The organism is Streptomyces yokosukanensis (assembly GCF_001514035.1).
Lineage (GTDB): Bacteria > Actinomycetota > Actinomycetes > Streptomycetales > Streptomycetaceae > Streptomyces > Streptomyces yokosukanensis.
Genome location: NZ_KQ948230.1, coordinates 1 through 25,473 on the forward strand (window position 1 = coordinate 1; position 25,473 = coordinate 25,473).

The 25,473-nt window shown below is 66.1% G+C and carries 19 protein-coding genes; 7 read left to right on the forward strand and 12 right to left on the reverse strand.

The window, feature by feature from the left end; genetic code table 11:
- Positions 1 to 1,188: DNA phosphorothioation-associated putative methyltransferase (locus tag AQI95_RS39230; RefSeq protein ID WP_244189005.1), on the forward strand; the 1,188-nt coding region annotated here is incomplete at its 5' end.
- A 70-nt stretch (positions 1,189 to 1,258) separates the two neighbouring features.
- Positions 1,259 to 2,107, forward strand: coding sequence for a hypothetical protein (locus AQI95_RS39235; protein WP_067135513.1), 849 nt, complete (start codon positions 1,259 to 1,261; stop codon positions 2,105 to 2,107).
- A gap of 96 nt (positions 2,108 to 2,203) precedes the next feature.
- Here AQI95_RS39235 and AQI95_RS39240 read toward each other — a convergent pair whose 3' ends face one another.
- The 5 genes from AQI95_RS39240 to AQI95_RS39260 form a co-directional block, all read right to left on the reverse strand.
- A complete protein-coding gene (locus tag AQI95_RS39240) occupies positions 2,204 to 3,004 on the reverse strand; it encodes an adenine nucleotide alpha hydrolase family protein (protein WP_067135668.1) in 801 nt (266 codons plus the stop codon).
- Positions 3,005 to 3,200: 196 nt separating this feature from the next.
- Positions 3,201 to 3,848 (reverse strand): hypothetical protein, encoded by a 648-nt coding sequence (locus AQI95_RS39245; RefSeq protein WP_067135515.1) that lies wholly within the window; start codon positions 3,846 to 3,848, stop codon positions 3,201 to 3,203.
- Between the two features lie 70 nt (positions 3,849 to 3,918).
- Entirely contained in the window at positions 3,919 to 4,815 is an 897-nt protein-coding gene (locus tag AQI95_RS39250) for a phospholipase D family protein (RefSeq protein WP_079071834.1), read from the reverse strand.
- Positions 4,812 to 6,698: an ATP-binding protein gene (locus AQI95_RS39255; RefSeq protein WP_244189007.1), complete on the reverse strand. Its 1,887-nt coding sequence runs from the start codon at positions 6,696 to 6,698 to the stop codon at positions 4,812 to 4,814. Before AQI95_RS39255 ends, AQI95_RS39250 begins: the two co-directional genes overlap by 4 nt.
- Positions 6,695 to 8,266 carry a DEAD/DEAH box helicase gene (locus tag AQI95_RS39260; RefSeq protein ID WP_079071835.1) on the reverse strand — a complete coding sequence of 524 codons (1,572 nt, stop codon included), beginning with the start codon at positions 8,264 to 8,266 and terminating at the stop codon, positions 6,695 to 6,697. The genes AQI95_RS39255 and AQI95_RS39260 overlap by 4 nt, the downstream gene beginning before the upstream one ends.
- A gap of 534 nt (positions 8,267 to 8,800) precedes the next feature.
- Between AQI95_RS39260 and AQI95_RS39265 the strand changes: the two genes are divergently transcribed.
- From AQI95_RS39265 to AQI95_RS39285, 5 genes are all read left to right on the forward strand, one after another.
- Positions 8,801 to 9,952: a cysteine desulfurase family protein gene (locus tag AQI95_RS39265; RefSeq protein ID WP_244189008.1), complete on the forward strand. Its 1,152-nt coding sequence runs from the start codon at positions 8,801 to 8,803 to the stop codon at positions 9,950 to 9,952.
- Positions 9,953 to 10,011: 59 nt separating this feature from the next.
- A complete protein-coding gene (locus AQI95_RS39270; RefSeq protein ID WP_037642090.1) occupies positions 10,012 to 11,124 on the forward strand; it encodes a DUF4007 family protein in 1,113 nt (370 codons plus the stop codon).
- A gap of 86 nt (positions 11,125 to 11,210) precedes the next feature.
- Positions 11,211 to 14,699, forward strand: a complete 3,489-nt coding sequence (locus AQI95_RS39275; protein WP_208614377.1) for an ATP-binding protein — start codon at positions 11,211 to 11,213, stop codon at positions 14,697 to 14,699.
- Positions 14,696 to 15,529 carry a phosphoadenosine phosphosulfate reductase family protein gene (locus tag AQI95_RS39280; RefSeq protein ID WP_067135521.1) on the forward strand — a complete coding sequence of 278 codons (834 nt, stop codon included), beginning with the start codon at positions 14,696 to 14,698 and terminating at the stop codon, positions 15,527 to 15,529. The genes AQI95_RS39275 and AQI95_RS39280 overlap by 4 nt, the downstream gene beginning before the upstream one ends.
- Before the next feature lie 293 nt (positions 15,530 to 15,822).
- Positions 15,823 to 18,138 (forward strand): DUF262 domain-containing protein, encoded by a 2,316-nt coding sequence (locus AQI95_RS39285; protein WP_067135523.1) that lies wholly within the window; start codon positions 15,823 to 15,825, stop codon positions 18,136 to 18,138.
- 428 nt (positions 18,139 to 18,566) lie between these two features.
- On the opposite strand, the gene AQI95_RS39290 is transcribed toward AQI95_RS39285, so the two are convergent.
- The 7 genes from AQI95_RS39290 to AQI95_RS39320 form a co-directional block, all read right to left on the reverse strand.
- On the reverse strand, positions 18,567 to 19,700 hold the full coding sequence (locus AQI95_RS39290; protein ID WP_067135525.1) for a DnaB-like helicase N-terminal domain-containing protein: 1,134 nt from the start codon (positions 19,698 to 19,700) through the stop codon (positions 18,567 to 18,569).
- The gene (locus tag AQI95_RS39295) at positions 19,700 to 20,968 is read right to left on the reverse strand and encodes a DNA cytosine methyltransferase (protein ID WP_067135526.1); all 1,269 of its coding nucleotides are present in this window, start codon (positions 20,966 to 20,968) and stop codon (positions 19,700 to 19,702) included. Before AQI95_RS39295 ends, AQI95_RS39290 begins: the two co-directional genes overlap by 1 nt.
- Positions 20,969 to 21,098: 130 nt before the next feature.
- Positions 21,099 to 22,889 carry a type IV secretory system conjugative DNA transfer family protein gene (locus tag AQI95_RS39300; protein ID WP_067135528.1) on the reverse strand — a complete coding sequence of 597 codons (1,791 nt, stop codon included), beginning with the start codon at positions 22,887 to 22,889 and terminating at the stop codon, positions 21,099 to 21,101.
- Between the two features lie 33 nt (positions 22,890 to 22,922).
- On the reverse strand, positions 22,923 to 23,678 hold the full coding sequence (locus AQI95_RS39305; RefSeq protein ID WP_067135677.1) for an SPDY domain-containing protein: 756 nt from the start codon (positions 23,676 to 23,678) through the stop codon (positions 22,923 to 22,925).
- 23 nt (positions 23,679 to 23,701) lie between these two features.
- On the reverse strand, positions 23,702 to 24,028 hold the full coding sequence (locus AQI95_RS49465; protein WP_244189009.1) for a hypothetical protein: 327 nt from the start codon (positions 24,026 to 24,028) through the stop codon (positions 23,702 to 23,704).
- Between the two features lie 270 nt (positions 24,029 to 24,298).
- A complete protein-coding gene (locus AQI95_RS39315) occupies positions 24,299 to 25,108 on the reverse strand; it encodes an SPDY domain-containing protein (RefSeq protein ID WP_067135679.1) in 810 nt (269 codons plus the stop codon).
- Positions 25,099 to 25,461, reverse strand: a complete 363-nt coding sequence (locus AQI95_RS39320) for a hypothetical protein (protein ID WP_067135531.1) — start codon at positions 25,459 to 25,461, stop codon at positions 25,099 to 25,101. Before AQI95_RS39320 ends, AQI95_RS39315 begins: the two co-directional genes overlap by 10 nt.
- Positions 25,462 to 25,473 lie beyond the last annotated feature (12 nt).

Here is a 25,473-nt window from a genome sequence, read left to right on the forward strand (position 1 = left end):
AATGTCATCGAGGACCCCGCAGAACGGCGTCGGACGCTCCTGCGAGCCTGGGAGCTGGCTGGCTCCGTGCTGGTGGTGTCTGCGCGGTTGCGCTGGGAGCGCAACCAGATCAAGGGGATCGAGTACGGTGACGGCATCCTCACCCAGCGCCGGACATTCCAGCACCTTTACGCCGCGGGAGAGCTCCGGGACTATGTCGAGGAAGCCACGGGCGTGCGCTGCTTGTCAGCGGCGCCCGGCATCGTTTACGCCTTCAAGGACGACTCGGCACGCCTCAGCTACCTGGCCCGACAGATCGCGCCTGATGGCGAGTGGTTGGCATCCGAGGACACCGCATCGGCGATCAGTGCGGTCGTCGCCCACTTGGAACAGCGCGGCCGGATGCCGCAGCTGGAGGAAATGCCGCAGCCGATCATTAGCCTCCTCGGTCACCTCCGTCCCGCCGAGCTGAAACGCCTTGCCGAGCAGGAGGCGGACCCCGTGAAGGTGGAACGGGGTGCAGAACGGGCTGCTCTCGACACGCTGCTCTTCCTCGCCGTCGAGTTGTTCCATGGCCGAGGCCCGGCAAGCAGCCTGCCACTTCCCGTCCAGCTCGACATCCGCGCCTTCTTTCCGTCGTACACGGAGGCATGCAAGCGGGCAGACCGCCTGCTGTTCAAGCTGCGCGATGACGCCTACGTCCGCCGAGCCATGAACGGGTCGATCGCCGGAAAGTTCACAGCCACTGCTCTGTACGTCCACCGCCGCGCTCTCCATCGCATCCCGACCGTGCTGCGCCTGTACGAGCAGTGCGCCAGCATCGCCGCCGGCCGGCCTGGCGAGTGGTCGGTCGTGAAACTCCGCCACCAAGGCCGAGGCGTCAGCTGGCTCGACTACCCGGAGTTCGACACGGACCCGCACCCCCGACTGGCCGCTTCCTACGCCGTCGACTTGAGGACCCTCAAGTCCTCCTTCACTTCTTACGCAGACTCAGTCAACCGACCACTTCTGCATCGCAAGCACGAGTTTCTGGCCGAAGACGACCCGGACGCGCCGAAGTACCGGCGTCTGACAGAAGCCGAGGTCCGTGCCGGCCTGTACGAGAGTCCCCACCTGATCGGAACGGAGGAGGGCTGGGAACGCGAACTGGCCCGATGTGGAAGGGAGTTGAGGGGACATCGGTTGGTGCGGCGTCCCGACTGCACCTGAAGCCGTCGCATCGGCCACAGAGGCGCTCAGCTCGGTCACCGTTGTCAGTGCGACATGAGACGCTCCCTCCATGACCACCACTCACACGGAGGGCGCCTGCCTGCCCTCGTACCGCACCGCTCCCACACTCGCGCTTGCTGCGCCTGAGGATCACATCCGTGAACTCACCGACTGGGTGGAGCATGCCTCGGGCGGTGGGGCAGCCGAGCAAGCCAGTTGGGAGAACGCTTACAGGTGGCTCCGCCTTGCCCAGGGGCTGCGTACGGTTACCCTCGATATGTCGTACGACGACGGGGGCATGTGTGCGGCCGGCGGCGACTTCGACGTCGTCTGGTCGGAGATGATGGAGGAGTGGCAGCTGCACCTCGTGCGGCTCGGCTACGTTCGGGCGGCGCTCGAAGGGTTCGTCAGAGTGCTGTACCCGGACTGCACGCAGCCTGTTGCCGCCATCGAGAGGGCGGAGCGCCAGTTGTCTCACCGCACCTACGTCTGGCCAATGCACTCACGCGCGGTCGCTCAGCACCTCACAGGTCACGTACGGAATCAGCCCAGCGACACCGCTGCGTCCGTCGCCTCCGGTGTCGCCGCAGCGATGGCTTTGCACCGTCAGACGGTGCACGGGCTCGCAGGAATCCCGGCGCCGATCGACGATGTGGATGCGAAGATCCACGCAACTGGTCACGAGGAAATCTGTGCTGCCAGGGAAGCGACCACGGCCGTCATGCTGGGCATACAGGTTCTGCTCGCCGCGGCCATGAACGAGGGGGGTGTTGTGCTTCTCGATGAGGACAAGTACCTCTTCGACGGCAGGTTGATCCCAGATGGCGCTGACGGCAGTCGGTGGGTGGATGAAGAGATGCCCTACAGCGAATACCTGGCGGTTCTCCACCTTGAGCCTGGCGAGCCGCCGGAGCTCTGACCTAGGGATCCGACCCGAACGGTGGTTCGTTCGTTGGTGCGAAGCGAAGGCCGGGGACGGAAGGATCAGCTTCCGTCCCCGGCCGTACCCCTTGACTCAGGTCATGCACCAGCCGGAGTCGCATGAACCGTCCCCGTCGTCGGCGTCACAGCTCGCCAAGCCCTCTTCAGGGATTGCCTGCGCGAGCGGGCGGCCGTACCGCGTGAGGTAGACGGCATCACGTCCGAGTGCAGCCCGGCGTTCGTTGATCGTCTCTTCCAGCTCCACCGAGAGGGCGAACAGCTCGGGTTCGTGCCTGCGCTGGTGCCGCCAAGCGTCGACAGTGCGGAAGGGGCAGAAGAAGCAGGAGCTTTTCGGCGGCACTGGCAGGCCCGCCTCCGTGATGAGGCGCTCACAGTCGGTCCTGCGGAGTCCGAGATCGAGAAGCGGATACTCGATGATCTCGTGAGGCTCTCGCCGACGCCGGTTGGCGCGGTGGATCTCGTCGAGGGATATACCGATACCCACCGCAGCCGGATGCTCTGCTGTGGCCCCGTGCTCTCGAAGCCACCGTCCAATCACCTTGATCTTGAAGTCCGCCGTGCAGTTGCGTCGGCCAGGAGCCCCGTTTGCCATGCGCACAGGGATTGGAATCGACCTCGTGGCCGGCCGGTGCAAACGCTGCATGAGCGTCTCGCTCGTTCCATCGCGCCGGCGCCGCCTGAGCTCTTGGACATCGAGGCCCGCCTGGGCGGCGTACGGCATGGCGACCTCACGAACGTAGGCGAGTGTTGCCGGGTGTTCGCTGTCATCGCCCACGTTGGCGAAGAGGAAGGTCTCGAAGTCGATCTCCCTACGGGCCGCCAATACCAGTAGTGCCGTCGATTGCACGCCGCCTCCGTAGGAGACGACCTTCATGGGGTCGGGCTGCCAGGAAGCGGTCTGTGGGACGGAGTCGGTGGGGTTGGCGTCATGGGCTCCGTGGGTGCGCTGCAAGATCGACATGTGAGAGACATTATGGATGGCGCCTGATCAAGGCAAGTGTTTCTCTCGCCGCTGTCGGCGAACATCGAGTTCAACGGGGGCGTGGGCTGGCATGGGCCGTGATGATGAGTTATCGCCGGGGCTTGATGGTGACGGAGTATCCCTGAGCCAGAACGGACGCCAGAAACTCAGCTGCGGCGCTGTGGTTATCGCTGGTGAACGTCTGTGCGGCAGGCGGTGGCTGTCGCGGCGGACTTGCCTCCGGGGCGCTCAGCCTTCGGCCACGGGGCTTCTGAGGAGTGCGCTGTCCTGCACGGAGCGCGGCGACTTCGGAGGCCACGACGGTTCGCTGCCGCTGCCGCGCGTCGTCCAGGATCGTTTCGAGGAGCCAGAGCGGCGAGCCGGAGACGAGCAGGTCGGCCTCTGCGATCTTGTGCCGGTTCCGCCACCGAGAGATGGTCTGCGCGTTCTGACCGAGCACGCGTGCTGCTTCCTGGATACCGACGACGACCGGGAGGTTCTCCTTGTCCCCCGGGTCGTAACCATGAGGGATACCGGCCTTGTAGGTCGATAGCCGTTCCCGGTCGGCGATGCGGTCGCCTTCGCCGTCGAGTCGCATGGCCGTGCTCAGCAGCCAGTACGGATTGCCGGATGCGATCAGGTCGGGCTCAGCGAGCGTGCCGGCTGTCCGCCATCTCTGGGATGTCTGCCGCTCAACGTGGAAGAGGAAGGCGATCTCGGCGTGCCCGAGGAGGAACGGGACGCGTACCTCTGCCATGAGACGGCCTTCCCCATCACCCTGTGCTCGTGTTCGTCGGCGGTGTGCTGGCCACGCCGCGGCTGTGATCTTAGGCGTGCTCTATGCCGGGTCGCAGCTCCCACGAGCCCACTTCGGCGTAGTACCGGCCGAAGTGCTGGAGCCAGGCCGCGAGCGTCTCGGCCGTTCTGCGCGCCTGATCTTCTGTGTCCCCCGTCCGCTCGGCGATGGCCCGTTGGAGCTCGATGTTGCTGAGACGCTGTTCTGTCGTCAGCTGACCGAGTTCCGGAATCGCATGCAGACGAGCCTCGACCTCGCTGTTGAAGGCGTCTTCCGGGAGGCCGGCGGGAACATCGAGCATGGCCAGGTCTCGTACGATGCCGGCCTCGACCAGCGAGGTGAATCTCTGTCGCCCGCTGTAAAGGGCGTAGACGTTCGCCGGTCTCCTTGTCTCCGGGAACCAATACGGGGCTGCTTCGTCCTCAGACGGCGGAGTGACGCGCTCGCTTCTCAGGAGTTCTGCCTGCTGCCGTACGAGGGCTGCCATGTGGGGTGTGGCTATGGTCGAGCGGGTGTTGATCTGGCAGAGGACGCGCTGTACTTCGGGGTGATCGATCGGCACCTCCAGCAGAAGTTCCACGTTGGCGTTCGGCACGCGTCCAGTGGCTTTGCCGGTCAGGTTGGCAGAGCCGACCAGACAGCGGCCGTCGGCACGATAGAGCTTGGCGTGGAGGGACGGACACAAGGCAATGGAAATGCGGTCGTCGCTCTGGGCAGCTTCGATGATCTCCGGGTCCGAGACCCCGGCGGCTACCTCTGCCGGGGTCCAGCGCGTGACACACGTGATCTTCTGGACGGAGGAGGGCACCACGGCGATGGTCTCGTCAAAGATCGCCTTCTTGATGAAGGGGGCGATGATGACCACCTCCTCGGAAGCGTCCTCCACCATGCCCAAGATCTGCTGCCAGACATGGTCTGGCTGCGTCACTCCTCTTCGCTCCCGTCCTCGATGAAGTCACGGGCGTACCGGCCCCAGTCACTTCGGGCATCCGCAATCACCCGGCGATCCTTCTTGCTGGGGATCTCGTCTTCCATCCGTGCCCAGGAGAAGATGAGCAGCTTAAAGGTTTCGGTCGCACGTGCGAGCCGTTGGCGGAGTTCCGCTTCGTTCGCGTTCTCGGGCACGTCCTCAAGAACGGCCATCAGCTTGCTGTGCAGAGGATGCTCTGTATTGAAGGACACCTGAAGCATGCCGGCGAGCAGGTCGATGTTGAAGAAGGCGGATGAGTCCTGGGGGCTGGAGATCCAGCGAACGCGCCAGTCGTTCTCCAATGCTTCGTCGACCAGGGACTGAGCGGTGTGCTCGTCTACGTGGTGTCGCTCGGTAAGCGCGGCTAGTTGCTCTTGGCGCTTATCGGCTTCCGTTGCGTCCTTTGCGAGGCGGTCGGTCGTACCAGTATGCCCGTCCTCATGGCGCCGTTTGACGGCATCCGTGGCCTTGGAAGTGACGTCCTTGTCGTGCCGCTGCCGACCCCCGCGGCTACCAAAGGTCTGTTGGTCCAGTTTCCGGCGCATCTTCTTCAGAAGCTCCACCAGGAACTGGGCAAGGGCTAGCAGTGGCTCGCGCGGGTCACCAAACTCCTTCAGGCGGTCCCTGAATGCCTTGGGAGTCTCGTCCGAGTCCTTCTCGGTAAACCAGTCGAAATCTGACAGAGACGAAAACACGGTGGCAGTCTGCTTGTTGTTCGTGACTCCGAAGACCTCGTCGAGTTCTGGAGGGAAGTCCACCTCCAGACCCCACCAGCGTTCGACCGGGTTGTAGCCGATTGCCCAACTCGAATCGAGATCAAGCTCTCGGCCTTGACGGACCAGTGAGATCCCGATGTTCCTGGCAGCATGCTTGCCCCAAGGCTGCCAACCACCGTCACGGTTTGGGTTCGCCGAGTCAGGCCACGGGTGACCGGGAACGTTGGGGCGGCGGGCTTCGGGCCGCGCGATGGATGCCCGTACTGTCACGGTGTGCTTCGTTCCGTCCGGAGTGAGGATCGGGAAGGGGTAGACGCCTGGTTCGCCCTCGTTGCCCACACCAAACGGCTCGAACATGGGTGTGCTGTTGAAGGGTTCAGGCGTCCCGCTCTTGTCCATCAGGTACAGCGGATCGTTGGGCTCGGCGTAGTACCAACCCTTCTTCTCATCATCGATTACTTCGCCCTCGCGGACGGGTGCCATCTTGATGGTTACGGCGCCGTCCTTCAGGTAGTGCCGGTAAATGCGGCCGATCAACTCCGCGGTGTTGCGCAGGGTGGCCCCCGCACCGTGCCACTTGACGCGGTCGAGGTTGGACCACACGACGAGCGTGCCGCTTCTCCCGAGGGGAGCCTCGCTCAGACCGTCCCAGTAAGCCGGCACCCGACGAAGCTCGGGCTCGGGAACGTCGTCGCGTCCGGCAGCGATCTCCTCAAGGTCGAGATAGGTCCACAGGGCGTTCGCGGCAGTGTTGGTCCACGACCAGACATCGACCCTGGTGCACTGGGACATACTGGAGTTGGGCAGGCCCATACCGAAGCGTCCGATGCGATTACGGTCGTCGCCGAGGCCGTCTCCGTACTTCAGGGCGCGACGCAGGAGGTCCTTGTCCATGCCCTTGCCGTCGTCGAGGACAGCGATCGTTTCCACCCGATATCTGGTCTGAGTCGCCCCTTCGAACGGCTTTTCGCAGGCGAAGACCTGTACCAGCCCGGCTTCCGCGTCGATGCTGTTGTCGATCAGCTCGGCGAGCGCGTAGGCGGTGTTCTTGTAGCCGCTGTCGCGCATGGCCTTGACGGTCAGCGAAGGGCTGACGATCCGGTAGTTGCTTCCTTCGCCGGTCACGCTGTCTCCCATACATCTTCCCAGTTGGTGAATGCTTCGGCGACATCGCCGAACCCAGGGAGCTCCGGGTCGACGACGGTGACGATCTCGCAGGTTTCGGTTCCGCCGGCCTTGGGGCCGCGGATGACCCGGCCGACCATCTGGCTGTACAGCACCAGGGACTTGGTCGGCCGGGCGATGACGGCGGCGCTGGCTGCCGGCGCATCGAAGCCCGTGGTCAGGACTCCGAAGTTGCAGAGGATCATCGGGCGCCGCGCGGCGCTCTTGAAACGACGGATGGCGTCGCTTCGGTGCCGCGGCGAGGACTCGCCGGTCACGAATACCGCGTCGAGGCCGGCCGCGGACAGCACAGAGGCGATGAGTCGGCAGTGATGCACCGATGCCGCGAACACGAGGATGCGGCGGTGCTGCTTCTCAAGCAGCTCCATGATTGTCTGGACAACCTTGAGGTTCCACTGCTTGTCCTTCGCGAGCTCGGCGATGATGCTGTCCGGGATCTCGAACGCTCGCGCCAAGTTCTGCTGATCCCGGGCGGACAGATGCATGCCGGCTTCCGCAGCCACCGTGCGCATGATCGGTTTGGCCAGGTAGCCCTGATCGATAAGGGCTGTCACGGGGTTCGTGTAGCCCTCGATCTCCAGCATGACCTTCTGGCGGGAGAAGAAGTCGGCCAGTTCCTCGTCCTTGGCGATGTCCGCCCACGTGCGGCCCGGGGTCGCGGTGAGGCCCAGTAGACTGGAGTCCTGGCGTACCGTCAGGTCGTCGACTACGCCCTGAAACGTGGGGGCGATGATCTGATGTGCCTCGTCGAACACGGTCAAAGTGGTGCGGGTGGCCAAGGTGCGCAGGAACTGTGGGTCCGACTTGGCGGTTGAGACGGCCTTCTCCAGCCCGAGGACAATCAGTCCGTCGGTCACGTTCGCAAGGTCAGGGGAAGCGCTGCCCCACACACGGAGAACCGGCAGGGGACGGTCGCCGACCTTGCTCCAGGCGCGTTCGAACTCGGCCGCGGCCTGCTCCAGCAGTTCCTGCCCGTGGGCCAGCCACACCACCAGGGTCGGTCCGTACTGTCGCAGGTGGTCGCAGATCATGCTCATGCCGGTCCGTGTCTTGCCAACGCCCGTCGGCAGGTGCAGCACGGCCCGGCGGGGGCCGTCGTACAGCAGCTCTTTGGTCCGGCGCGCCGCGCGGAGCTGATGGGGGAATAGGGCGTAGTCGGGTGCTGTCTCCCGTTTGTAGGCGGGGACTTGAGGCTGCGCGCGCTCTACCGTGAAGCCGAGGAATTCCAGAAGTTTCCGGCGTTCGTCAGGCGTCCACTTCAGCGTGTGCAGATAGTGCAGCGGTTGCTCGTCGCCCAGCGACCCGAGCCGTTGGGCCAGTTCCGCCTGCTTGGGACCGGGAACGAGGCCGAGCAGTACGGCGCGCTCGTCCTCGTCTGCCACCAGGAGCTCGGCGTCGATCGCGATCGCGGCGACGGCTCGCAATCGCTCATCACCCGCCGTGCCTCCTTCGATGAGGTCAAGGAGGCCGCACAGCTCCTTGCCGAGGTGCCGGCGGATGTAGTCCATGGGAGCGTTTGCCAGGACTGCCTCGAAGGGTATTCCCGGTGACCAAGTCGTCACAGCCTCACCTGACCGATGCGGCTGACGGCAAGCCGTGAGCCGCCCGCACAGGACCAACCAGCATCGCGAAGTTCCTCCCCCAGCTCAACGCACACCAAGCAGCGCTTCAACGTGCAGATACTGCGACGTTGCAGCGTTCGGACCACCCTAATCGGGGCCACTGACAACAGGAGCAGCATCAGGCTAAAAGCCCAGCCAGGGAGGGCATTTGGCCGTGCAGCCGCCCGCCTTCCCGCCCGCAACCCGGATATTTCGGCATGCGGCTTGCCTGTGAGCGCGAGATATAGAACATTCATTCGGTAAATGGCTTGCGACACCACGCGTTCGAGTGATTCAAAGAGTGGATCTCGGCTCGCGACTAGGATCACGGCGCTGCTGGTGGAACCCCGGATGCGGGGTGAGGCTTCCCCCAGCAGTACATTGGTGTGCGACACGAGCGAGGTGGGGTGGCAGATGATGAACGGGCCAAATGGGGCGAGTATGTCCTATTTTGACTACAACGCCACCGCTCCGATCCGGCCTGAGGCTCTCGCAGCCGTCGTCGAGGCCATGCAATCGGTCGGCAACGCTTCAAGCATGCACCAACCGGGCCGGCAGGCGGCTCATCGGGTCGATGTCGCCCGTCGGCAGCTAGCCGATCTTCTTGGCTGCTCGCCCGGCGAGATCATCTTTACCTCCGGGGCGACCGAGGCGAACAATCTCGCCCTCCGGGCCGCGTTCTGTGCTGGAAGCCCCTTGGTCACAAGCCCCGTTGAGCATCCGGCTGTCCTTGAGACGGCCCGCGCGGTCACCGCCGAGAGCCCCGAAGATCTTGTACTTCTGCCGGTCGACGGCGACGGCCTGGTGGATCTCGGCGCCCTCGAGCAGGTCTTCGCTGCGCGTTCCGGGGGAGTGGTTTCCCTGATGGCGGCGAACAATGAGACCGGCGTCCTCACCGATCTCCGCGCCGCGGCCAAGGCAGCCCGTGAAGCCGGCGCGCTCGTCCACACGGACGCCACGCAGCTCGTCGGCCGCCTCCCGGTGGATGTCGCTGAGCTCGACGTCGACCTTTTGTCACTGTCTGCCCATAAGTTTGGCGGACCACAGGGAGTCGGTGCCCTGTATGTGCGCCGTGGGTCGCCGCTCCCGCACCGGCCGCTCCTTGTGGGGGGCGGACAGGAGCGGGGCTGGCGCGCGGGCACCCTGAACGTGGCAGGGATCATCGGCATGGGAGCAGCGGCCGAGGCCGCGGCGCGCGGCCTCGGTGAGGAGGCCGAGCGTGTCGCAGCCCTGCGTGACCGCCTCGAAGACCTTGTCACCGGCGCTCTGCCTGATTGCCGTATCAACGGCCGGCGCGATCAGCGCCTGCCGGGCGTGACGAGTATTACTTTTCCGGGGGTGCCTGCGGACGCGGTCCTGGCGGCCATGCCCGACGTCGCTGCCTCGGAGGGCAGCGCCTGCGCGTCCGGCGCTCCGACGCCGAGCCACGTGCTCCTGGCGATGGGGCTGTCCCGCGCGGATGCCGACAGCACGATCCGATTCTCGCTGGGCTACGCCACCACGGGTGCCGAGATTGATCACGCGGCGCGAGCCATCAAACGCGCTGTGTCGCAGGTTCGGGCCGCGCTGGCCGAAGCCGACGGTCCACGCTGACCGTTACCCCGTTTACCAACCTCGTTAGAACGATCGCATTGGACACAGAGAGGCCCCGGATGTCAGACAGCCGGCTTGGGGAAGCCGCCCTTTATTCCTTCGCGCGACACGAAACGTTCGCGCCCCGCTTCGGCTGGCTGCACAAGGCGTACATGCAGGTCAAACGCGATCAGGGTGCGTTCCTCGCGGCTGATGCCCCGGTGCGGTTCGGCGTGGGCAAGAACATGGTCAACGCCATGCGCTACTGGTCGCGCGCGTTCAAGCTGACTCGTGAGTGCAATCCGACGAAGGGCACACAGGCCAAGTTTTCTTACCCCACCTGGGAAGCACGCTGGCTCCTGGACGAGGACGGAGCGGACCCGTATCTGGAGGAGAACGGCAGCTTGTGGCTGTTGCACTGGTGGTTGGTGTCGTCCCGTCCCGGGGCGAAGAGCCACGCGCCGGCCTGGTACACGGCCTTCCACCTCGCGCCGTTCTCCCGGTTCACGGTCGCGGACATGACGCAGGTGGTTACCCGGCATGTGAACTTCTCCTACGACAAGAGCCCGGAGGAGGCGTCGATCGTCAAGGACATCGAGTGCCTCACCAAGATGTACGCGCGTAGCGCCCCGGAGAAGGCGGGTTCGCCGGGCAGTTACGAGGACCTGCTCGCATGCCCGTTCCGCGACCTTGACCTGCTGACCTTTGTCGGGACGCGCGGAAATGCCGAGTGGCAGTTCACCAGCGGGCACCGCACCTCGTTGCCTGCCCGGGTCCTGGCCTATGCCTGTCTTGACTACGCCGCCAAGTTCTCCCGCCAGGCCAACTCGATCTCTGTGGCCCGGCTCGCCAACGAGCCGGGCTCCCCGGGGCGTGCCTTCCGCGTCCGGGAGAACGAGATCGTCACGGCGCTGCAGAAGGTCGCCGCGGATCACCCGCAGCTCGACCTGACCGAGGCCGTGGGACAGCGAAGCCTCGCCTTCTCGGCAGACCCCTTCGATCTGGCGTGGGAAGTGCTCGACGAGCAATACGACTTCGTCACCCGCCGTCCCGGCTTCCCCACCCGCGAGGAGTGGGCCGCCACGTTCCCCAAGCTCGCCGAGGCCGAGCAGAAGGAACTCGCCACGAAGGCCACGGACGCCACAGACACGGACGACACCACCGACACACTCTTTGCTAAGGAGACCGCGTGACCACCGCAACCTCCACGCGGACCCCGAGTAGCCCGTCGAGCTCCGCTCCGCAGTTCCCCGCCGGCATCGAACTCGTCGGCTCCCAGATGCGCTCGACCAACCTCGAGCGCGACGTCGAGGACGCGCTGCACGATCCCTACGTCGGCGCGCGGGCCGTGGACGTCCTGGAACGCATCGCGAGTGCACTGGCCGATCAGCGCCGCACCCGAGCCTGGTCGTTCACCGGCCCCTACGGCTCCGGCAAGTCCACCCTGTCCAACATCATCGACGCGCTGCTGGGGCGGGATGCCCAGCGCCGCAGCGAGGCCGAGCGCATCCTCGAAGAGGCCAGCCCCGCCCTCGCTCAGCGCCTTGCCGCAGCCCGCGATGCCATCGCCCCCGAGGGATTCCTCGGCGGCGTGGCCACCGCGCGCCGCGAATCCGTCGTCGCCACCCTCTCCCGCGCCCTGCACACAGCGGCGGCGCGACGCTGGGGCAAGCGCGTCCCGAAGGCCATCTCCACCGCCCTAGAGGCGTGCGCCGACCCGGACCGGGCCGGGGCCAAGGAGATTCTCGGCGCCGTCACGGCTCTGACGGCGGACGGACAGCAGCCTCTGCTCATCGTCATCGACGAGTTCGGCAAGACGCTGGAACACCTTGCCAGCCACAACGAGTTCGCCGACGCCCAGCACGACTTGTTCCTACTGCAGGAACTCGCGGAGAGGGCGGCCGGCCCCAACGGGCTGCCCGTCTACCTGATGACCTTGCAGCACCTGTCGTTCATGGACTACGCCTCACGGTCCAGCGAACTCAAGACCCGCGAATGGGCCAAGATTCAGGGACGCTTCGAGGACATCACCTTCGTTCCCCACCACGGCGACTCCCTGCACCTGCTGCGCCGCCGCCTCGACCGCTCGGCCGTCGACTCTGCGGGGCAGGCTCTGATCAACGCCTCCGCCGAGGCATCCGCGGATCTCTGGACCCAGCACGGTCTCGGCGTTCTCGCCGAACTCGGCTCCGACCACTTTGCCGACCTCTACCCGCTGCACCCCATCACGGCCCTGGCTGCGCCGATCCTTGCCGCCCAGATCGGCCAGCACGACCGCAGCCTGTCGGGTTTCCTCAACAGCGGGGAGCCCAATACGGTCCGCCACTCGCTGGCCCAGCACAGCGACCAGAACGTAGAGCACGCCAGCACGGTGCGGCTGCCGCAGCTGTACGACTACTTCCTCAACTCCGGGCGCACGACCCTGCTTGCTTCCGCCAACGCAAGCCGGTGGATCGAGGTCGACTCACGGATTCGGGACGCCAACGGCCTCCCGGATGTCGACCAGGACGTACTGAAGACCATTGGCGTCCTCAACCTGATCGACTCCGATGGGGCCCTCAGCGCCACCGCGCCGATGATCCACTTCGCCCTCCACGACCCCACCGAGGTCGCTGATCCCGCCGCCTTCTCGGCACTCGAAGAGCGGCTTGCCGACCTCGTCCGCCGGGGCTTCGTGGTTTACCGCGAGTTCAGCGGCGAATACCGAGTCTGGCAAGGAACCGACGTCGACATCGACGGTCGGCTCAAGGACATCATTAGCCACTTCGACGACGCTGCGGTCATCGACCGGCTCGGCAGCCTCATTCCCCAGGCTTTCGTGGCCAGCCGCCACAGCCAGATCACCGGCATGATGCGCGTGTTCTACACCGCGGTCAGTGGCCCGGAGACCAAGACCGTCGCTGCCCCGGATGAGCTGAGGGAGCCCGCCGACGGCCTCGTCGTCTTCCACCTCGGTACCGATGCCGACCGGCCCACCGTGCACTCGCCCCTGCCGGTTCTCGTCGGCACTACCGCCGACTCCGACGTGGTGCTGACCACGGCCACCTACCTCGTCGCGTTGAAGGAACTCAGCAGCCAGCAGGACATCGACCACGTCGCCCGACGCGAAGTCATGGAGCGCCTCGTGCAGGCCGAGGCCGAACTGCTGGAGCTGCTGCAGGACGCCTTCTACCCGCCCTCCCCCCAAGCGTCCTGGAGCCTGTGGCACACCGGGATCGCCCCTGGCGAAAAACCCGCCGCATCCGGCCTGACGGCCCGGAGTCTGAGCGGCCTAGTCTCCCTCGCCTGCGAATCGGTGTACCCGCACACCCCGCACATCCGCAACGAGATGCTCGGCCGGCACGTCCTGACGAGCCAGGCCGCCCAGGCCCGCGGCATACTGCTAACGGCCATGCTCTCTGCCTCGGGCAAGGAGAACCTCGGCCTCACCGGGTACAAAGCCGAACGAGCCATCTATCACGGTGTTCTGGCCTACCTCGGCCTGCATCGCGAGAACGGAGAGGCGCAGGCCGAGAGCCATCACGAAAGCCTGCTGCCGTACGGCTTCTCCCCACCCGGTGAGGGCCATGAGCACGCCCAGCCCGCCTGGAATGCCCTCAATGAGGTACTGACCGGTGCCACCGAGCGGGTCAGCATGGAAGAGGTCATCCGTGTCCTGATGAGCCCCCCCTTCGGGCTCAAGGCCGGCGTTGTCCCGGTCTTCCTGGTTCCGGCCCTGATCATCCGCCGGCACGACGTCGCCCTGTTCGAGGAAGGCACCTACCTCCCCCGGCTGACCATTGACGCCGTCGAGCGCCTCGTCAAGGGCCCAGGACGCTTCTCGGTGAAGTACACGCCAGCCGGAGACGGCCAGCGGGGCAGCATCATCAAGAAGCTGATGGTTTCTCTCGGTGTAGAAGCACCACGCTCCAAGGCTCTACGCAACCCCGACCTCCTCGCCGTCGCCAGTGCGCTGATCACGCGGGTGGCCGACCTCAACAAGTACGCCCGCAGCACCAAGAACATCTCCGCCGATGCACGCGCCGTGCGCACCGCCATCGCCAAGGCGGTGGACCCCGATGAGCTGGTCTTCCACGCCCTGCCCAAGGCCCTTGGGCTCCCCGAGGTTCCAGCACGCACACGGGCCAGCGCAGAGGCGGCGAACACCTACGTCGAACGCCTCACCGCGGCCGCCGACGAACTCGTCGCCATCGAAAATAAGCTCCGCGCAGAGGTCGTCCGCGTCCTTGCCCAGGAGTTCCGCCTGCCGGCCGAGCTGTCCAAGCTGCGCACTCAGCTGGCAGCCCGGTTGCGAGGCTTCGCAGACGCCGTGCTGACACCAGAACTGCGGGGCTTCGTCGACTTCGTCCTCAGCGACAGCCTCGAAGACGCCGACTGGCTGGAACCCATCGTCGTGCGTCTGACCAACTCCGCCCTCGGAGACTGGAATGATCACGAAGCCAAGGTCTTCCCCCAGAAGGCCCGGGCGATGGCCGCAGCTCTCGACCGCGTCGGACATCTGCACCACGCCGGACGCGAAGTCCGGAGCCGGGAAGAGAAACTCGACGCCCAGTTGTTGACCTTGACGGACAGCGCAGGCGTGGAGCAGCGCACGTTGATCTACGTACCCGAGCAGGCACGCGGCGAGGCCGACACGCTCGCTGCGGACGTCCTGAAGCGAGCGGAGAAGGCACTCGGGCCGGACGGTGCACGGATCCTTCTCGCTGCCCTCGCCCAGCGCGTTACCGAAGCCGCGACAGCGGCGAGTGAAAGGAAGGCACAGGGATGACCGACGAAGCCGACACCAAGAAGGTCCGGCACGTGCTCGGCATCTCCGGTGGCAAGGACTCGTCTGCGCTCGCCGTCTACATGCGCGACCGAGTTCCGGAGATGGAGTACTTCTTCTGCGACACCGGCGCCGAGCTGCCAGAGACGTACGAGTACCTGAACCGGCTTGAGGCCGCGCTGGGCAAGTCGATCGTGCGACTTAACGCCGACCGCGACTTCGACCACTGGATGGAGGTCTACCAGGGCACCCTGCCCAGCCCGCAGATGCGCTGGTGCACCAAAAATCTCAAGATCAAGCCTCTGGAGGACTGGGTCGGTGACGACAAGGTCATCTCCTATGTCGCCATCCGCGCCGACGAGAACCGCCTGGGCTACGTCAGCACCAAGCCGAACATCGAGGCCGTCTTCCCCTTCCGAGAGGATGGCATCGACAAGGACGGCGTGATGCGGATCCTCGAAGAGGCCGGCATCGGCCTACCCGGCTACTACGAGTGGCGCACGCGCTCCGGCTGCTACTTCTGCTTCTTCCAGCGCAAGCACGAGTGGGTCGGCCTCAAGGAGCGTCACCCCGACCTCTTCGACCGCGCCGTCGAGTACGAAGAGAAGGTCCGCTACCGGCACACCGCCATGAAGGGCCGCAACTACACCTGGTCACAGGGCGAGTCGCTGCCGGAGCTCATAGAGCGCAAGGAAGAGATCGAGGCCAAGCACCGGGCGGCCCTGGAGCGCGCGGCCAAGCGCATCAAGCCCAACAGGCCCCTCCTGGAGGTACTCTCCGACGCGCTCGACTCCGACGACGACGAGGCTGGCTGCTCCGTCTGCCACCTCTGACACACAAGCGCAAGGGCGGCGTGGCCGATGCATAACGGCCGCGCCGCCTTTTTGCCAGAGCCTCCCAGGATGCCCTCCCGTAAGAGTTCTTTCGGCGCATCCTGGCCCCAACGCTGCACGCAGGCCCGTGGCGGGCAAGGCCGAGCGTTTGAAGCGGGGGTGACGAATCGTCATGTATTGGGGCAGAGATCGCGTCGGATTGCTCCCTCCGTGCCGCTGTGCTGGCCTCATGTGCGACCATGAGAGGCAGTTCACTGACGGCCATCGGGTAGTAACGGGGAGAAACCAAGGGCATGGAGACTAAAGAGATCTTCGATGCGGCACCTCTTTCAGTTTCTCAGTTCCTGAGTGAGACCGGTCAAGGTCTCTATATCCCTCCGTACCAGCGGGCGTATAGTTGGGAGCTGCCGAAAATCCGGCGCTTGCTCAGTGATGTCGCACACGGTCTTGATCAGCTCGCTGAGTTCGAAGACTCGATCTGCTTCCTCGGCACTGTCATTGCTCTCCGGGATATCAACTACACGACCGTCGAGCCGAAATATCGGTCGCAAGTTCCCTCCAAGGTGATGACTATCATCGACGGTCAGCAGAGGATGACCACACTTCTCCTATTGACGACCGTTTTGCATGAGGAGATTCGCGTCCGGGCAGAGAAGCTCACGCGCGACGATGAACCGTCGGTCTGGTGCTATAATCAGGCGCTCGATGTGACGGGTCGCTTGTCGAATTGCTTCGAAGAGGACATGCGTTACGGGGAGCACCGTTACTACCCGCGACTGATTCGCTCGTACTACGACGTGTGGTCTCGCAACAAGGGTGAAGCCCGCTACCGCTCACCCATCGGTTACTACCTCGAGTCTTACGGTGCGTACGCCCGAGACCCGGATGCTGTCAAACCCTACCGGCACGTTCCGATCGATCCAGACAAAACTGACGGCGTGGACTTGGAAGCCTATCGGCACTTGGACCGCATGCGCGACCAGATGAGGTCGATGCTGCGCAAGGCGGTAGGGGCAGGCGTCAAGCGCGAGGACGACATCCAACTGCCCACCGGTACCGACATAGGGCAGTCGCAGAACCTCCAATTCGCTCTTTTTAATAGCGAGTTTCCTCCATCGGTCGTGGAGCAGTTGGAGGACGATGCCAAGATGACGCCGCTGACGCGGCTCATCGTCTTCGCGAATTACCTCCTGCATCGCGTTACGGTGGCTGTCGTAACAGCCAAGCGGGAAGACTATGGCTTTGACATGTTCGAGGCCCTCAACACCACGGGACAGCCACTCACGGCAATCGAGACGTTCAAGCCCCGGGCCATCAAGGAAGAGGGTTTGGATGAGTGGCAGGAGTCCGAGTCGAAGCTCCATTTTGATGTGGTCGAAGCGTACCTTGATCGAGAGGGAAGTTCCTCGGCTGACAAGCGTCAGACTGTCACTAGCAGTGTTCTGCTCCCCTTCGCGATGTTTCAGGATGGGACCAAGCTCACGAAGCGGCTCAACGATCAGCGGCGCTACCTGCGGACGGTCTTCGACAAGGACCCCGACATCGTGGCTCGTCGCAAGGTTCTCGCGGGCCTTGCCCAGGTAGCTCGTTTCTATGAGGGCCCCTGGGGCAGTCCCACGAAGGTTCCCAGCTGTGACGACGCCACCCTGCGGACGCAAGCGGGGATCGCCCTCGCAGCGCTGCGGGAAGGCGGACACGACATTGTTGTCGGGTTGTTGACTCGGTATTTTGCCGCGCATCGCTTGTCTTCGCCAGAAACTGTGGAGTCTTCGGCTCGACAGTTCCTGCTTGCCGCCCGGTCGTGCGCTGCCTTCTACGCGCTCTGGCGGGGAAGCTTTGGAAGCACCGCAGGAATCGACGGCGTTTACCGATCTCTCATGACCCACGTCGTAGAGGAAGGCATGCCGCGGTTCGCGCGATTCGAGCGGGATCTTACGGAAGTCCCGCCGGTCGAAGCATTGCAGTCCTATCTGAAGGAGCAGCTTCGCAGCGAAGGTATTTACGACAAGCAGCAATGGGTGGCACGGGCAGCCATGACGCCCGTGTACCAGCACTCAAAGCCGCTGACCCGTCTTCTCCTTCTCGCGGCGTCCCAGAACTCGACTCCGGACAGTGCAACTCCAGGACTTGTCGTTCGTGGAAAGAGCGGGCTGCTCGAGACACTTGAACTCGAACGCTGGAATGACGAGGCGTTCGCCACTATCGAACACGTAGCTCCTCAGGCGCCAAGCAGTAACGGTAGCTGGAACGCGGACCTGTACGAGGATCCCGAGCTCATCAACAGGATCGGAAATCTGACGCTTCTTCCGGCGGTCGAGAACGCCTCGGCGAGTAACCGGGCTTGGCACCTGAAGCGCCTCATGTTCCGAGCCCTCTCCGCGGCCACGGTTGAGGAAGCGGAGAAGACGCTGGCCGACGCGGAGGCACAGGGGCTGAGGCTGGGTAGTGGAGCCGGAGAGATCGTCCGCCAGGCCCGCTACCTCCCTCTCGTTGCTGCACTTGCCCAGCGAGAGGAAGAGTGGACGGCCGAGTTCGTGGAGGCCCGCTCTCAGAGGCTGTGCAGTCTTGCTTGGGACGCGCTGACTCCATGGCTGGGATTCGAGCCGTAATCGACGCATAAAGGCCGGACTCGAGCGATGGCCTGATCCCACATCCTTCTGCCTAGAGGGCAGGCTAGTTCTCTACAGGAGATGCCGGGGCCTTTTGGGAAGGCCCCGGCAAGGCAATGAATTTGACCCATGTTGTTCCTTGGAGAGCTGTCAGCAGCTACAGGAGGGGAACACCGTCTTGGTACAGGGCGAATTTCCCAGGGCGGTGATTCGATCAGGTCATCGTGATGACCGAGGTTTCGAGTAGCGGCTTCTGCTCGCCAGGAGTTGGTCCTCCAGGGCTTCGTCGGCAGGCTCGTTGCCCACCAGCTGGTCCTCGGTGAAATGCCCAGGAGGCTCGGCGATCCGCTGGTGCTCGCGGTGGAGTTGATGCTAGGCGCTTCTGCCGGTGGCTGACCCTTCAGGCGTTGACCATGTCGGGTTGGGGCTCAGCGGGAGATGCGAGTGGCCGGCGGAGCAGTTGTCCGCGGTGGGCTGGCTCTAGGTGGTGATGTCGTCCTGTCGCGTGGGCGGTTGACCGTTGACGGTGGTGAGGTGGCCTGGTGCCAACGGGTGCGCACGGAGGATAGACGCGCGAGTGCGCGGCGACCGCCGATGATGAACTGATACGGGGTGGTCGTCGGGTCGTCGGTCAATGCCTGGACGTGACAGCCCACTTGGTGCGCGGTCGTGAGGAGGGATCGCTGGACGATCAGCTCACCCCAGTGCTGTGGGGAACCCGCCGGTGATGCCAGGAGGTCGAGCAGTTTGGCCGGCTCGACGTCTGGTTTGAGGAGGCCGCGCTGCTGGGCCTCCCACAGGACCGTGATCGGGTCGACGGGGGCTCGTCGGTAGGCCAGAGCGGTCAGGCTCTGCCACAGGCCAGCCTGCAAGGGCTGCGAAAAGTCGTCGGCGGTCAGCCACCGCATCTGCTCGACATCAGCAGGATGTGCCGTCGCGGTCGCGAGCAGCAGCCACTCCTCGTCGGCCACCTTTCCGGTGTTGGGAAGGGTGCCGATGGGCGCAAGTGCGGGGGTGCGCTGTAGGAGACCGGAGGGCATTGGGAACCGCGCGGCGATTTCGTCCACGGCGCCGGCCAGGGCGTCGGCTGCGGCGAGGGTGGCGGGCACCGGGTGCGGGAGCGTGTCGTCCCTCGCGGTCTGCACGAGGCACATGGCGTGGGCGCGCAAGGTACGCCGGGCGTGATCGGTCTCGATCATTCGCGCATACGTGGACGCGTGGCGGGGCCAGGGACAAACCTGGATCAGCGTGTGCAGGTAGGAGGCCGTCAGTCCACGTGCGTGTTCGCGCGCGGCGGCGAGCACCGCGTTCAGCCAACTGGTGTCCAGCGTGTGCTGGACCGGGTCAGGGGCTGGCCGGCCGCGGATTGCGGCGAACAGGACGCCATGGGCGTACTCGGAGAAGGAGCTGGCGTCGATCCCGGTGACGTCGGCGAGACGCTGAGGCTCAAGAAGGAGGGCGCCGAGGAGGGCCTGCTCGGCGAAGTACGCCGGCTGGGGCGGATGGGTGTCGGACACGTCCTCGTGGTCGTCGCTCTCCTCGGTGGTGGGGTAGTGGGGCATCAGGCGGCCAAGGTGAAATCGTCGAGGCTGAGGTGGACGTTCAGGTGCGGGGCGAGGAGGTGGGCGGCCAGCCGGGGTGGGATGGCGTTGCCGATCTGGGAGAACTGCTGGCTCTTGTTGCCCTGCCAGGGGTAGTCGGCGGGAAAGGTCTGCAGGAGGCCAGCCTCGCGGGCGGTGATCCGGATTCGGTCCGGCACCGCTGGCGCATCCGTGTCATTGGCCGGAGCCGACACCGGTTGGGCGACCCAGGTGCACTCGTTCGCCCGGTGTCCGAAGAACAGCGTGCCTGCCGGCTCGGACAGCGGGCGGACGGTGGCGTTGGTCTGGTTGTTGCTACGTAGGGACCAAGACCATCGGTGTGCTTCGGCGGTGAAGGTTGGCGCAGCGGTGGCGGCGCGGTCTTCGCGGGTGCCGTGCCTGGCAGCCCAACCGGCTCCTTCACGGCGGGACTGCAGGACCACTCCGTCCGGCTGGGACACCCAGGTGCCGCGCTCCCGGGCGTCGGACAGCGTCTTTCGCGAGCCAGAGGGGAACGGTTCGGGTCCGCCGCCGGGTCCGCCGCCAGCGCAGACGGTTGGGACGGGCCGGTCGGTCGCGCCCCATCCCAGGGCCTCGGCCATGCTGACCCAGCGGGCGCGGCCTGGACCGAACAGGGATTCCGGCTCCTCGACCTGGGAGTACGTCGGCGTGGGAGGCTGTGCCGTACGGACCCGGGAGGCGAGCAGGATCGCCCGCCTTCTCGTCTGCGGAACTCCGAAGTCGGCGGCGTTGAGGATCCCGCACCAGACCGAGAAGCCCCATCCGCGTAGGACGGCCGCGTACTGCTTCCACAGCGGCAGGACGTCCGGCACCTCCTCCATAGCGACCCACTCCGGCTCGCTGACCGTGTTCAGGGCGTACAGGTAACGCATCGGCTCGGCGGCGAGCAGGGAGCGCTCGTCACGGCACGCGGCGAGGAGGCGTTCGCGGGTGTCCCGCCCGGCGGCCAAGTCCTTGACCGCCGCGTGCACCAGCGGCTGATCCACCAGACCGAGGCGCTTGCCAGCCATACTCCACGCCTGGCACGGAGGGGAAGCGATCAGCCCACTCGTGCGGCCGATAAAGGGCTCGGTCGGATACATCGCCACGTCGGTCCGGATCGTCAACTGACCGGCGGCTGCGCGGGTCTTGCAGGCCCACTCGTCCCATTCCAGGCCGACGTCGCGAACTCCGAGGATACCCAGTGCTCGGCTCCAGCCGCCCGGCCCCGCGAAGAGGTCGAGTATCACGTGGCCAGCCCGAACTTGTTCCGTTTCGATGCATCCGCATTGGGGCGGCAAGTGACGAGGCCGTCCCCGAGGGAACATCTGGCATCGGCGCCCGTCTGCACTTCGTAGGCTTCGTCTAGTCGTGTCCTGCTCATGCTGCCGATCCGAAGTCGGCCTGACTGGGTGCGTGTTTCGTGATGGCACGGGCGGTGATCGCTTTGGAGGCGCGGGCGGATGCGGCGGCCAGTTCGTCGGCCCCGGGCTCCAGGTACCAGGGGCGCAGGTCGAGCATGGCGGCGCGCATGCCGGTGGCGAACACAAGGGCCGTGCCCTTGGGCAGGGCGCGGATTTCGTCGGCGGGCAGGATCCGCTCCTGCCGCATCGACACGGACGTCGACTTTCCGGACTCGGACGTGGAGGTGGAGGTGGTCTCGACGTCGTGGTCGCCGATCAGGCGGGAGAGCTTGTCGGCGAAGTCTGGGTCGTCGATACCGGATCCGATGACCTTGACGGTCGCGGCCGACCACATGGCGTCCATGCCTGCGTCTCCCCAGACCTTCTGGCCCTGGCGGTAGGACTGCAGGATCGTGATCGGGATGATCCCGCGTGAGCCGAGGTGGGAGTACAGGTCCGGCAGATCGCTGATCTTGCAGACGTTGGCGGCCTCGTCCAGGATCGCCAGCATCGGTGGGTCGAGGCGTCCGCCGGCGCGTTCGGCCTGGGCGGTCGCGGCCCGCATGACGGAGTCCGCGCACGCGGCGATCAGGGCGGATGCGCCTCCGCCGCCGTCCTTGGACAGCAGGTACAGCGTGTCCGTGGAGGTGACGAACTCGGCGGGCCGGAACTCGGGGATGTCCTCCTGCGGGGTGATCCAGGCAGCGATCTCGCTGTTGAGGAGGGCGGCGGCGTACTGGCGGGCGGTCTCGTAGATGCCGTCGCGGGTCTCGGGCGGGCCTTCCACGGTGCCCTTGAGCTGGGCTGCGACCGCGGTGAAGTCGTGGTCGCGCAGGATGTCGAGCGGGGTGCGGTCGGCGGGGAAGGCCAGCCACTGCATCACGTCGGTGATCGGCCGCTCATCCAGCGCGGCGGCGAGAAACAACTGGGAGAGGATGTTGGATCCGGCCTTGGACCAGAAGTCGCCCTGCTGGCTGGCGTCCACGGAGGCGGCGAGGAAGTGACCGGCCAGGCGGCCGGCGCCGTCCAGGGTCTTGGCGTCGGCAAGCGGGTTCCACCACATCTCGCGGGCGGCATGCGCGATCTGCTGCGGGTCCATCGACCACACCCGTCCCACCGCGGCGCGGGCGTCGAGGGTGGCGGTGTAGGCGTCGCCGGCCGCCTTGTTCGAGGTCAGCAGGACCGGTCCCGGCGCGTTGAGGATCGACGGGATCGCCAGCGAGGTGGTCTTTCCCGACCGCGGCGCCATGATGGCGACGGCCACGTCCTCGTAGCCCATGCGGACCTCGTGCCTGGTGCCCTGGAGGTTGCCGAGGAGGATGCCGGTGTCGCGGGCGTCGATGTGCTTGGCGGTCTTCAGGCTCGGGCGCAGGGAGCGCGCCTTGTCGGTGATCGCCTCGGCCATCAGGGGCTCGATGTCCTTCAGCTTGGCCATGCCGGTGATCTTCTTCTTCCGGCCGCCGCCGTTGTTCTTGTGCCGGGCCCACAGCAGGCCGGCCGTCGCAACGAGGGCGAGAAGGACGGTGACGGGGATGACGCGGGCACCGATCAGCAGGGACGTTTCCCCGGCCTTCGGCCAGAGCTGGTCGGGGTGGAGCAGGGCGGTGGTCGGCTGGTAGGACGCCCAGGCGTGCCCGGTGAGGCAGGCGGTGATGTTGCCGGACAGCCAGGCGAGGTGGGACAGGGGGACGACGACGGCGAGGACGCCCATCAGGAGACGGAAGGCGATGTCGTAGCCGTCGGAGTTGTTGGCAGAGGCAGGAGGCAAAGGGCTACGTGCTTCGGTGCGGGGACAAGGGAGTCAGCGGGTGCGGCCGGGCCCGGCGGATGGCCGTGGGGGAATGCCGGGCGGTGCCGCCGGGGCCGCGTGACGGGCGGTGAGCTGACGGACGCGGTCCTCCAGCGCGGAGGCGACCTGTGCGGCAGGTACTTCCTGGCGGGTGTGGGTCACGAGGTCCGGGTTGCGGGTCGGGAGGCTGAGCACCGAGCCGGTGCGCGCTACTGGGTGTGGGTCGGTGAGCGCGGTGGTGAACGCGGTGATCAGGTGCGCGGGTGTGTGCTCGCCGAAGTGGGCCTGCCATACCGGAGGCCGGGATTGACCCAGGGTGGTGGTCACCCACCAGGTGCCGCTCGCCTCGTGCAGGTCGACGCGTACCGTGCCGCCGGGTGAGGCGAGCCTGTTGTGATGGAACATCGGCGACCAGCCCGCCTCGTGGAGGGGTGCCAGCGGGTCCCAGGCGTCTGCCGCATCGGCGGCAGACGCGGTGAGGGCATCGGTGAAGGCCGCGATGATCTCGACGGGAGTGCGGGCGCCGAAGCTCGCGTACCAGGCGGGTCGGTCCTCGGTGGGCGCGTGCTGGAGTGTCCACCAGTGGCCGTCGGGGTCCGGTTCCAGCCGAAGGAGGGCCTTTTGGTCGGGGCTGGAGAGGATGACGCGCGGCATCAGGGGGTCGTGGCCGTGGCTCCAGCCGCAGGCGCGGTGCAGGGGGACGGTGATCCATGCGGGATCACCACCGCCAGCCAGGTGACGTGGAGCAATGAAGTCGACGTCGACCATCTGGGAAGGGTCGTCGTGCACCGTCACCTCCGTGCCGCCGCGGTGCGGCCAGTTGCCCGGGCTGGTCGCATGGTGGGCGCGGGAGCCAGCGGGGACGGCGCGTGCCGGGCAGCGGTGTTGATCTCGCCGATGACGTGACCGTGGGTGGCCCAGTCGTCGAGGTAGCTCCAGCACTCGGCGTGGTGCTCGGCAAGGGCGGCGTCGAAGACCTTTGTCCCGGGGTGGGCGTCGGCCAGGAGACTGTCGCGGGTACGCAGCCATTCCTCGTGCAGCGTCGTCAGGCGTTCTAGCGCGTCGCGCAGGACGCCGAGTTGGTAGATCCAGCGGGTCTGCGCGGTGCCGGCGGGCACGAGGGGCAGTTGCGCGTCGGCGGTGTCCAGCAGGTGCTGGGCGCCTGCGCGCAGGTTCTCGAACGCCGCGGCGGTGTCGGCATCGCGCTGTTGCTGGCGCAGCCCGTAGGCGTGGTCGTCGTACGGCCAGCCGTCGAGGTCGGTGTGTTCGTCGGAGTAGACGTTCCAGGCGTCGAGGATCTTCTTGGCTTCGCGAATGTAGCCGTCGAGGTGGTCCAGGAACTCGCGGTGAGCGTGCGGGCGGGAGATAAGGGGTGTCCTTTCGCGGGGTCAGCGGCGGGCGGCAGGCCGCGCGGCGGTGGGCGCCGCCCGGGAGGTGCTGGGTCTGCTGTTCTGCCGGCGGGCGGCACGGACCGTGGCACGGATGCTGTTGAGACGGTCCGTGTGTGCCTCGACGATCTGCTCCGGCCGCAGTGGGCTGGGCGTCTGAACGGCGCTGTAGTGGGCGGTGCGGTCGCCCATGCCGCGCTGGAGCGGGGTGGGGTCGACGAGCGCGGTGAGGAAGGCGTTGACCAGGTGGCCGGGCGTGCGGTCGTCGAAGGAGGCGTGCCACAGCCGGGGGCTGTGGCGCCCGCGGTCTGGAGCGTGGACCTCAACCTGCCAGGACAGGAGCGAGTCCGAGCGCCGTTCGAGACGGCAGGCAGCGTCTGGTGAACTGGCCGTGTCGCGTTCGTCGAGGAGCCATCCGGCAGCGTCGACCACGTCCAGCGGGCCGCCGTGTTTGGTGGGTGCGGGGACGACGAGGGCGTCGGTAAAGCCGGCGAGGACCTCGGCGGGCACGAGTTCGCCGAACGTGGCGGTCCAGCCCGGCTCTGTGTCGGTGGATCCGGCCCACAGCCGCCACCAGGCGAACATGCCGGACTCCGGGACGAAGTCGAGACGGTAGCGCTGATCCGGGCTGCTCATGACGATCTCGGGGCTGAGCGGGTCGGAGGTGCGTTTCCATCCGGCGGCGGCCAGGCCGTGGGTGACATGGCGGGCATCGCCGGGACCGGCGAGGTGACAGGGGCTCGTGTCGAACGGGATGCGCCAGGCATGCCTCCTGGCGAATTCTTCGAGCTGCTGTCCGCTCAACGGCACGAGCCGCACCCCAACGTGCGCGTCGGCTGGGAGGAGGCGTACAAGGTGCGGAGGTCGTCGATGACGTAGTGGAGAGTGTGCTGGTCGGTCTGTTCCCAGGCGGCACTGCGCAGTTCCTGGACCAGAAGGTCGACCTTATGGTCCAGCAGGGTGTCCGGGCGGTGGGTCTGCACGGTGCGGGCGAGGGCACGTAGCGCGTCGGCGAGCTGGACGGGAAGGCCCGTGTACTCATCCAGCAACGGCTCGACCAGGACGAGGGCCTCGGCAGGGTCCGGGTCCTGGCGCAGGTATTCGGTCAGGCGGGCGAGGGTCTCGGTGGCAGCGTGGATGCTGTCCGGGGTGAGGTCGGGCACAGAATTACTTGG

What these genes read in the sequence shown, in the direction of transcription:
- AQI95_RS39270 (WP_037642090.1), top strand. Translation starts at nt 10,012, where the DNA reads ATGTCAGACAGCCGGCTTGGGGAAGCCGCCCTTTATTCCTTCGCGCGA.
- AQI95_RS39240 (WP_067135668.1), bottom strand. Translation starts at nt 3,004, where the DNA reads ATGAAGGTCGTCTCCTACGGAGGCGGCGTGCAATCGACGGCACTACTG.
- AQI95_RS39280 (WP_067135521.1), top strand. Translation starts at nt 14,696, where the DNA reads ATGACCGACGAAGCCGACACCAAGAAGGTCCGGCACGTGCTCGGCATC.
- AQI95_RS39290 (WP_067135525.1), bottom strand. Translation starts at nt 19,700, where the DNA reads ATGCCCCACTACCCCACCACCGAGGAGAGCGACGACCACGAGGACGTG.
- AQI95_RS39265 (WP_244189008.1), top strand. Translation starts at nt 8,801, where the DNA reads ATGTCCTATTTTGACTACAACGCCACCGCTCCGATCCGGCCTGAGGCT.
- AQI95_RS39245 (WP_067135515.1), bottom strand. Translation starts at nt 3,848, where the DNA reads ATGGCAGAGGTACGCGTCCCGTTCCTCCTCGGGCACGCCGAGATCGCC.
- AQI95_RS39275 (WP_208614377.1), top strand. Translation starts at nt 11,211, where the DNA reads ATGCGCTCGACCAACCTCGAGCGCGACGTCGAGGACGCGCTGCACGAT.
- AQI95_RS39285 (WP_067135523.1), top strand. Translation starts at nt 15,823, where the DNA reads ATGGAGACTAAAGAGATCTTCGATGCGGCACCTCTTTCAGTTTCTCAG.
- AQI95_RS39305 (WP_067135677.1), bottom strand. Translation starts at nt 23,678, where the DNA reads ATGGTCGACGTCGACTTCATTGCTCCACGTCACCTGGCTGGCGGTGGT.
- AQI95_RS39235 (WP_067135513.1), top strand. Translation starts at nt 1,259, where the DNA reads ATGACCACCACTCACACGGAGGGCGCCTGCCTGCCCTCGTACCGCACC.
- AQI95_RS39260 (WP_079071835.1), bottom strand. Translation starts at nt 8,266, where the DNA reads ATGGACTACATCCGCCGGCACCTCGGCAAGGAGCTGTGCGGCCTCCTT.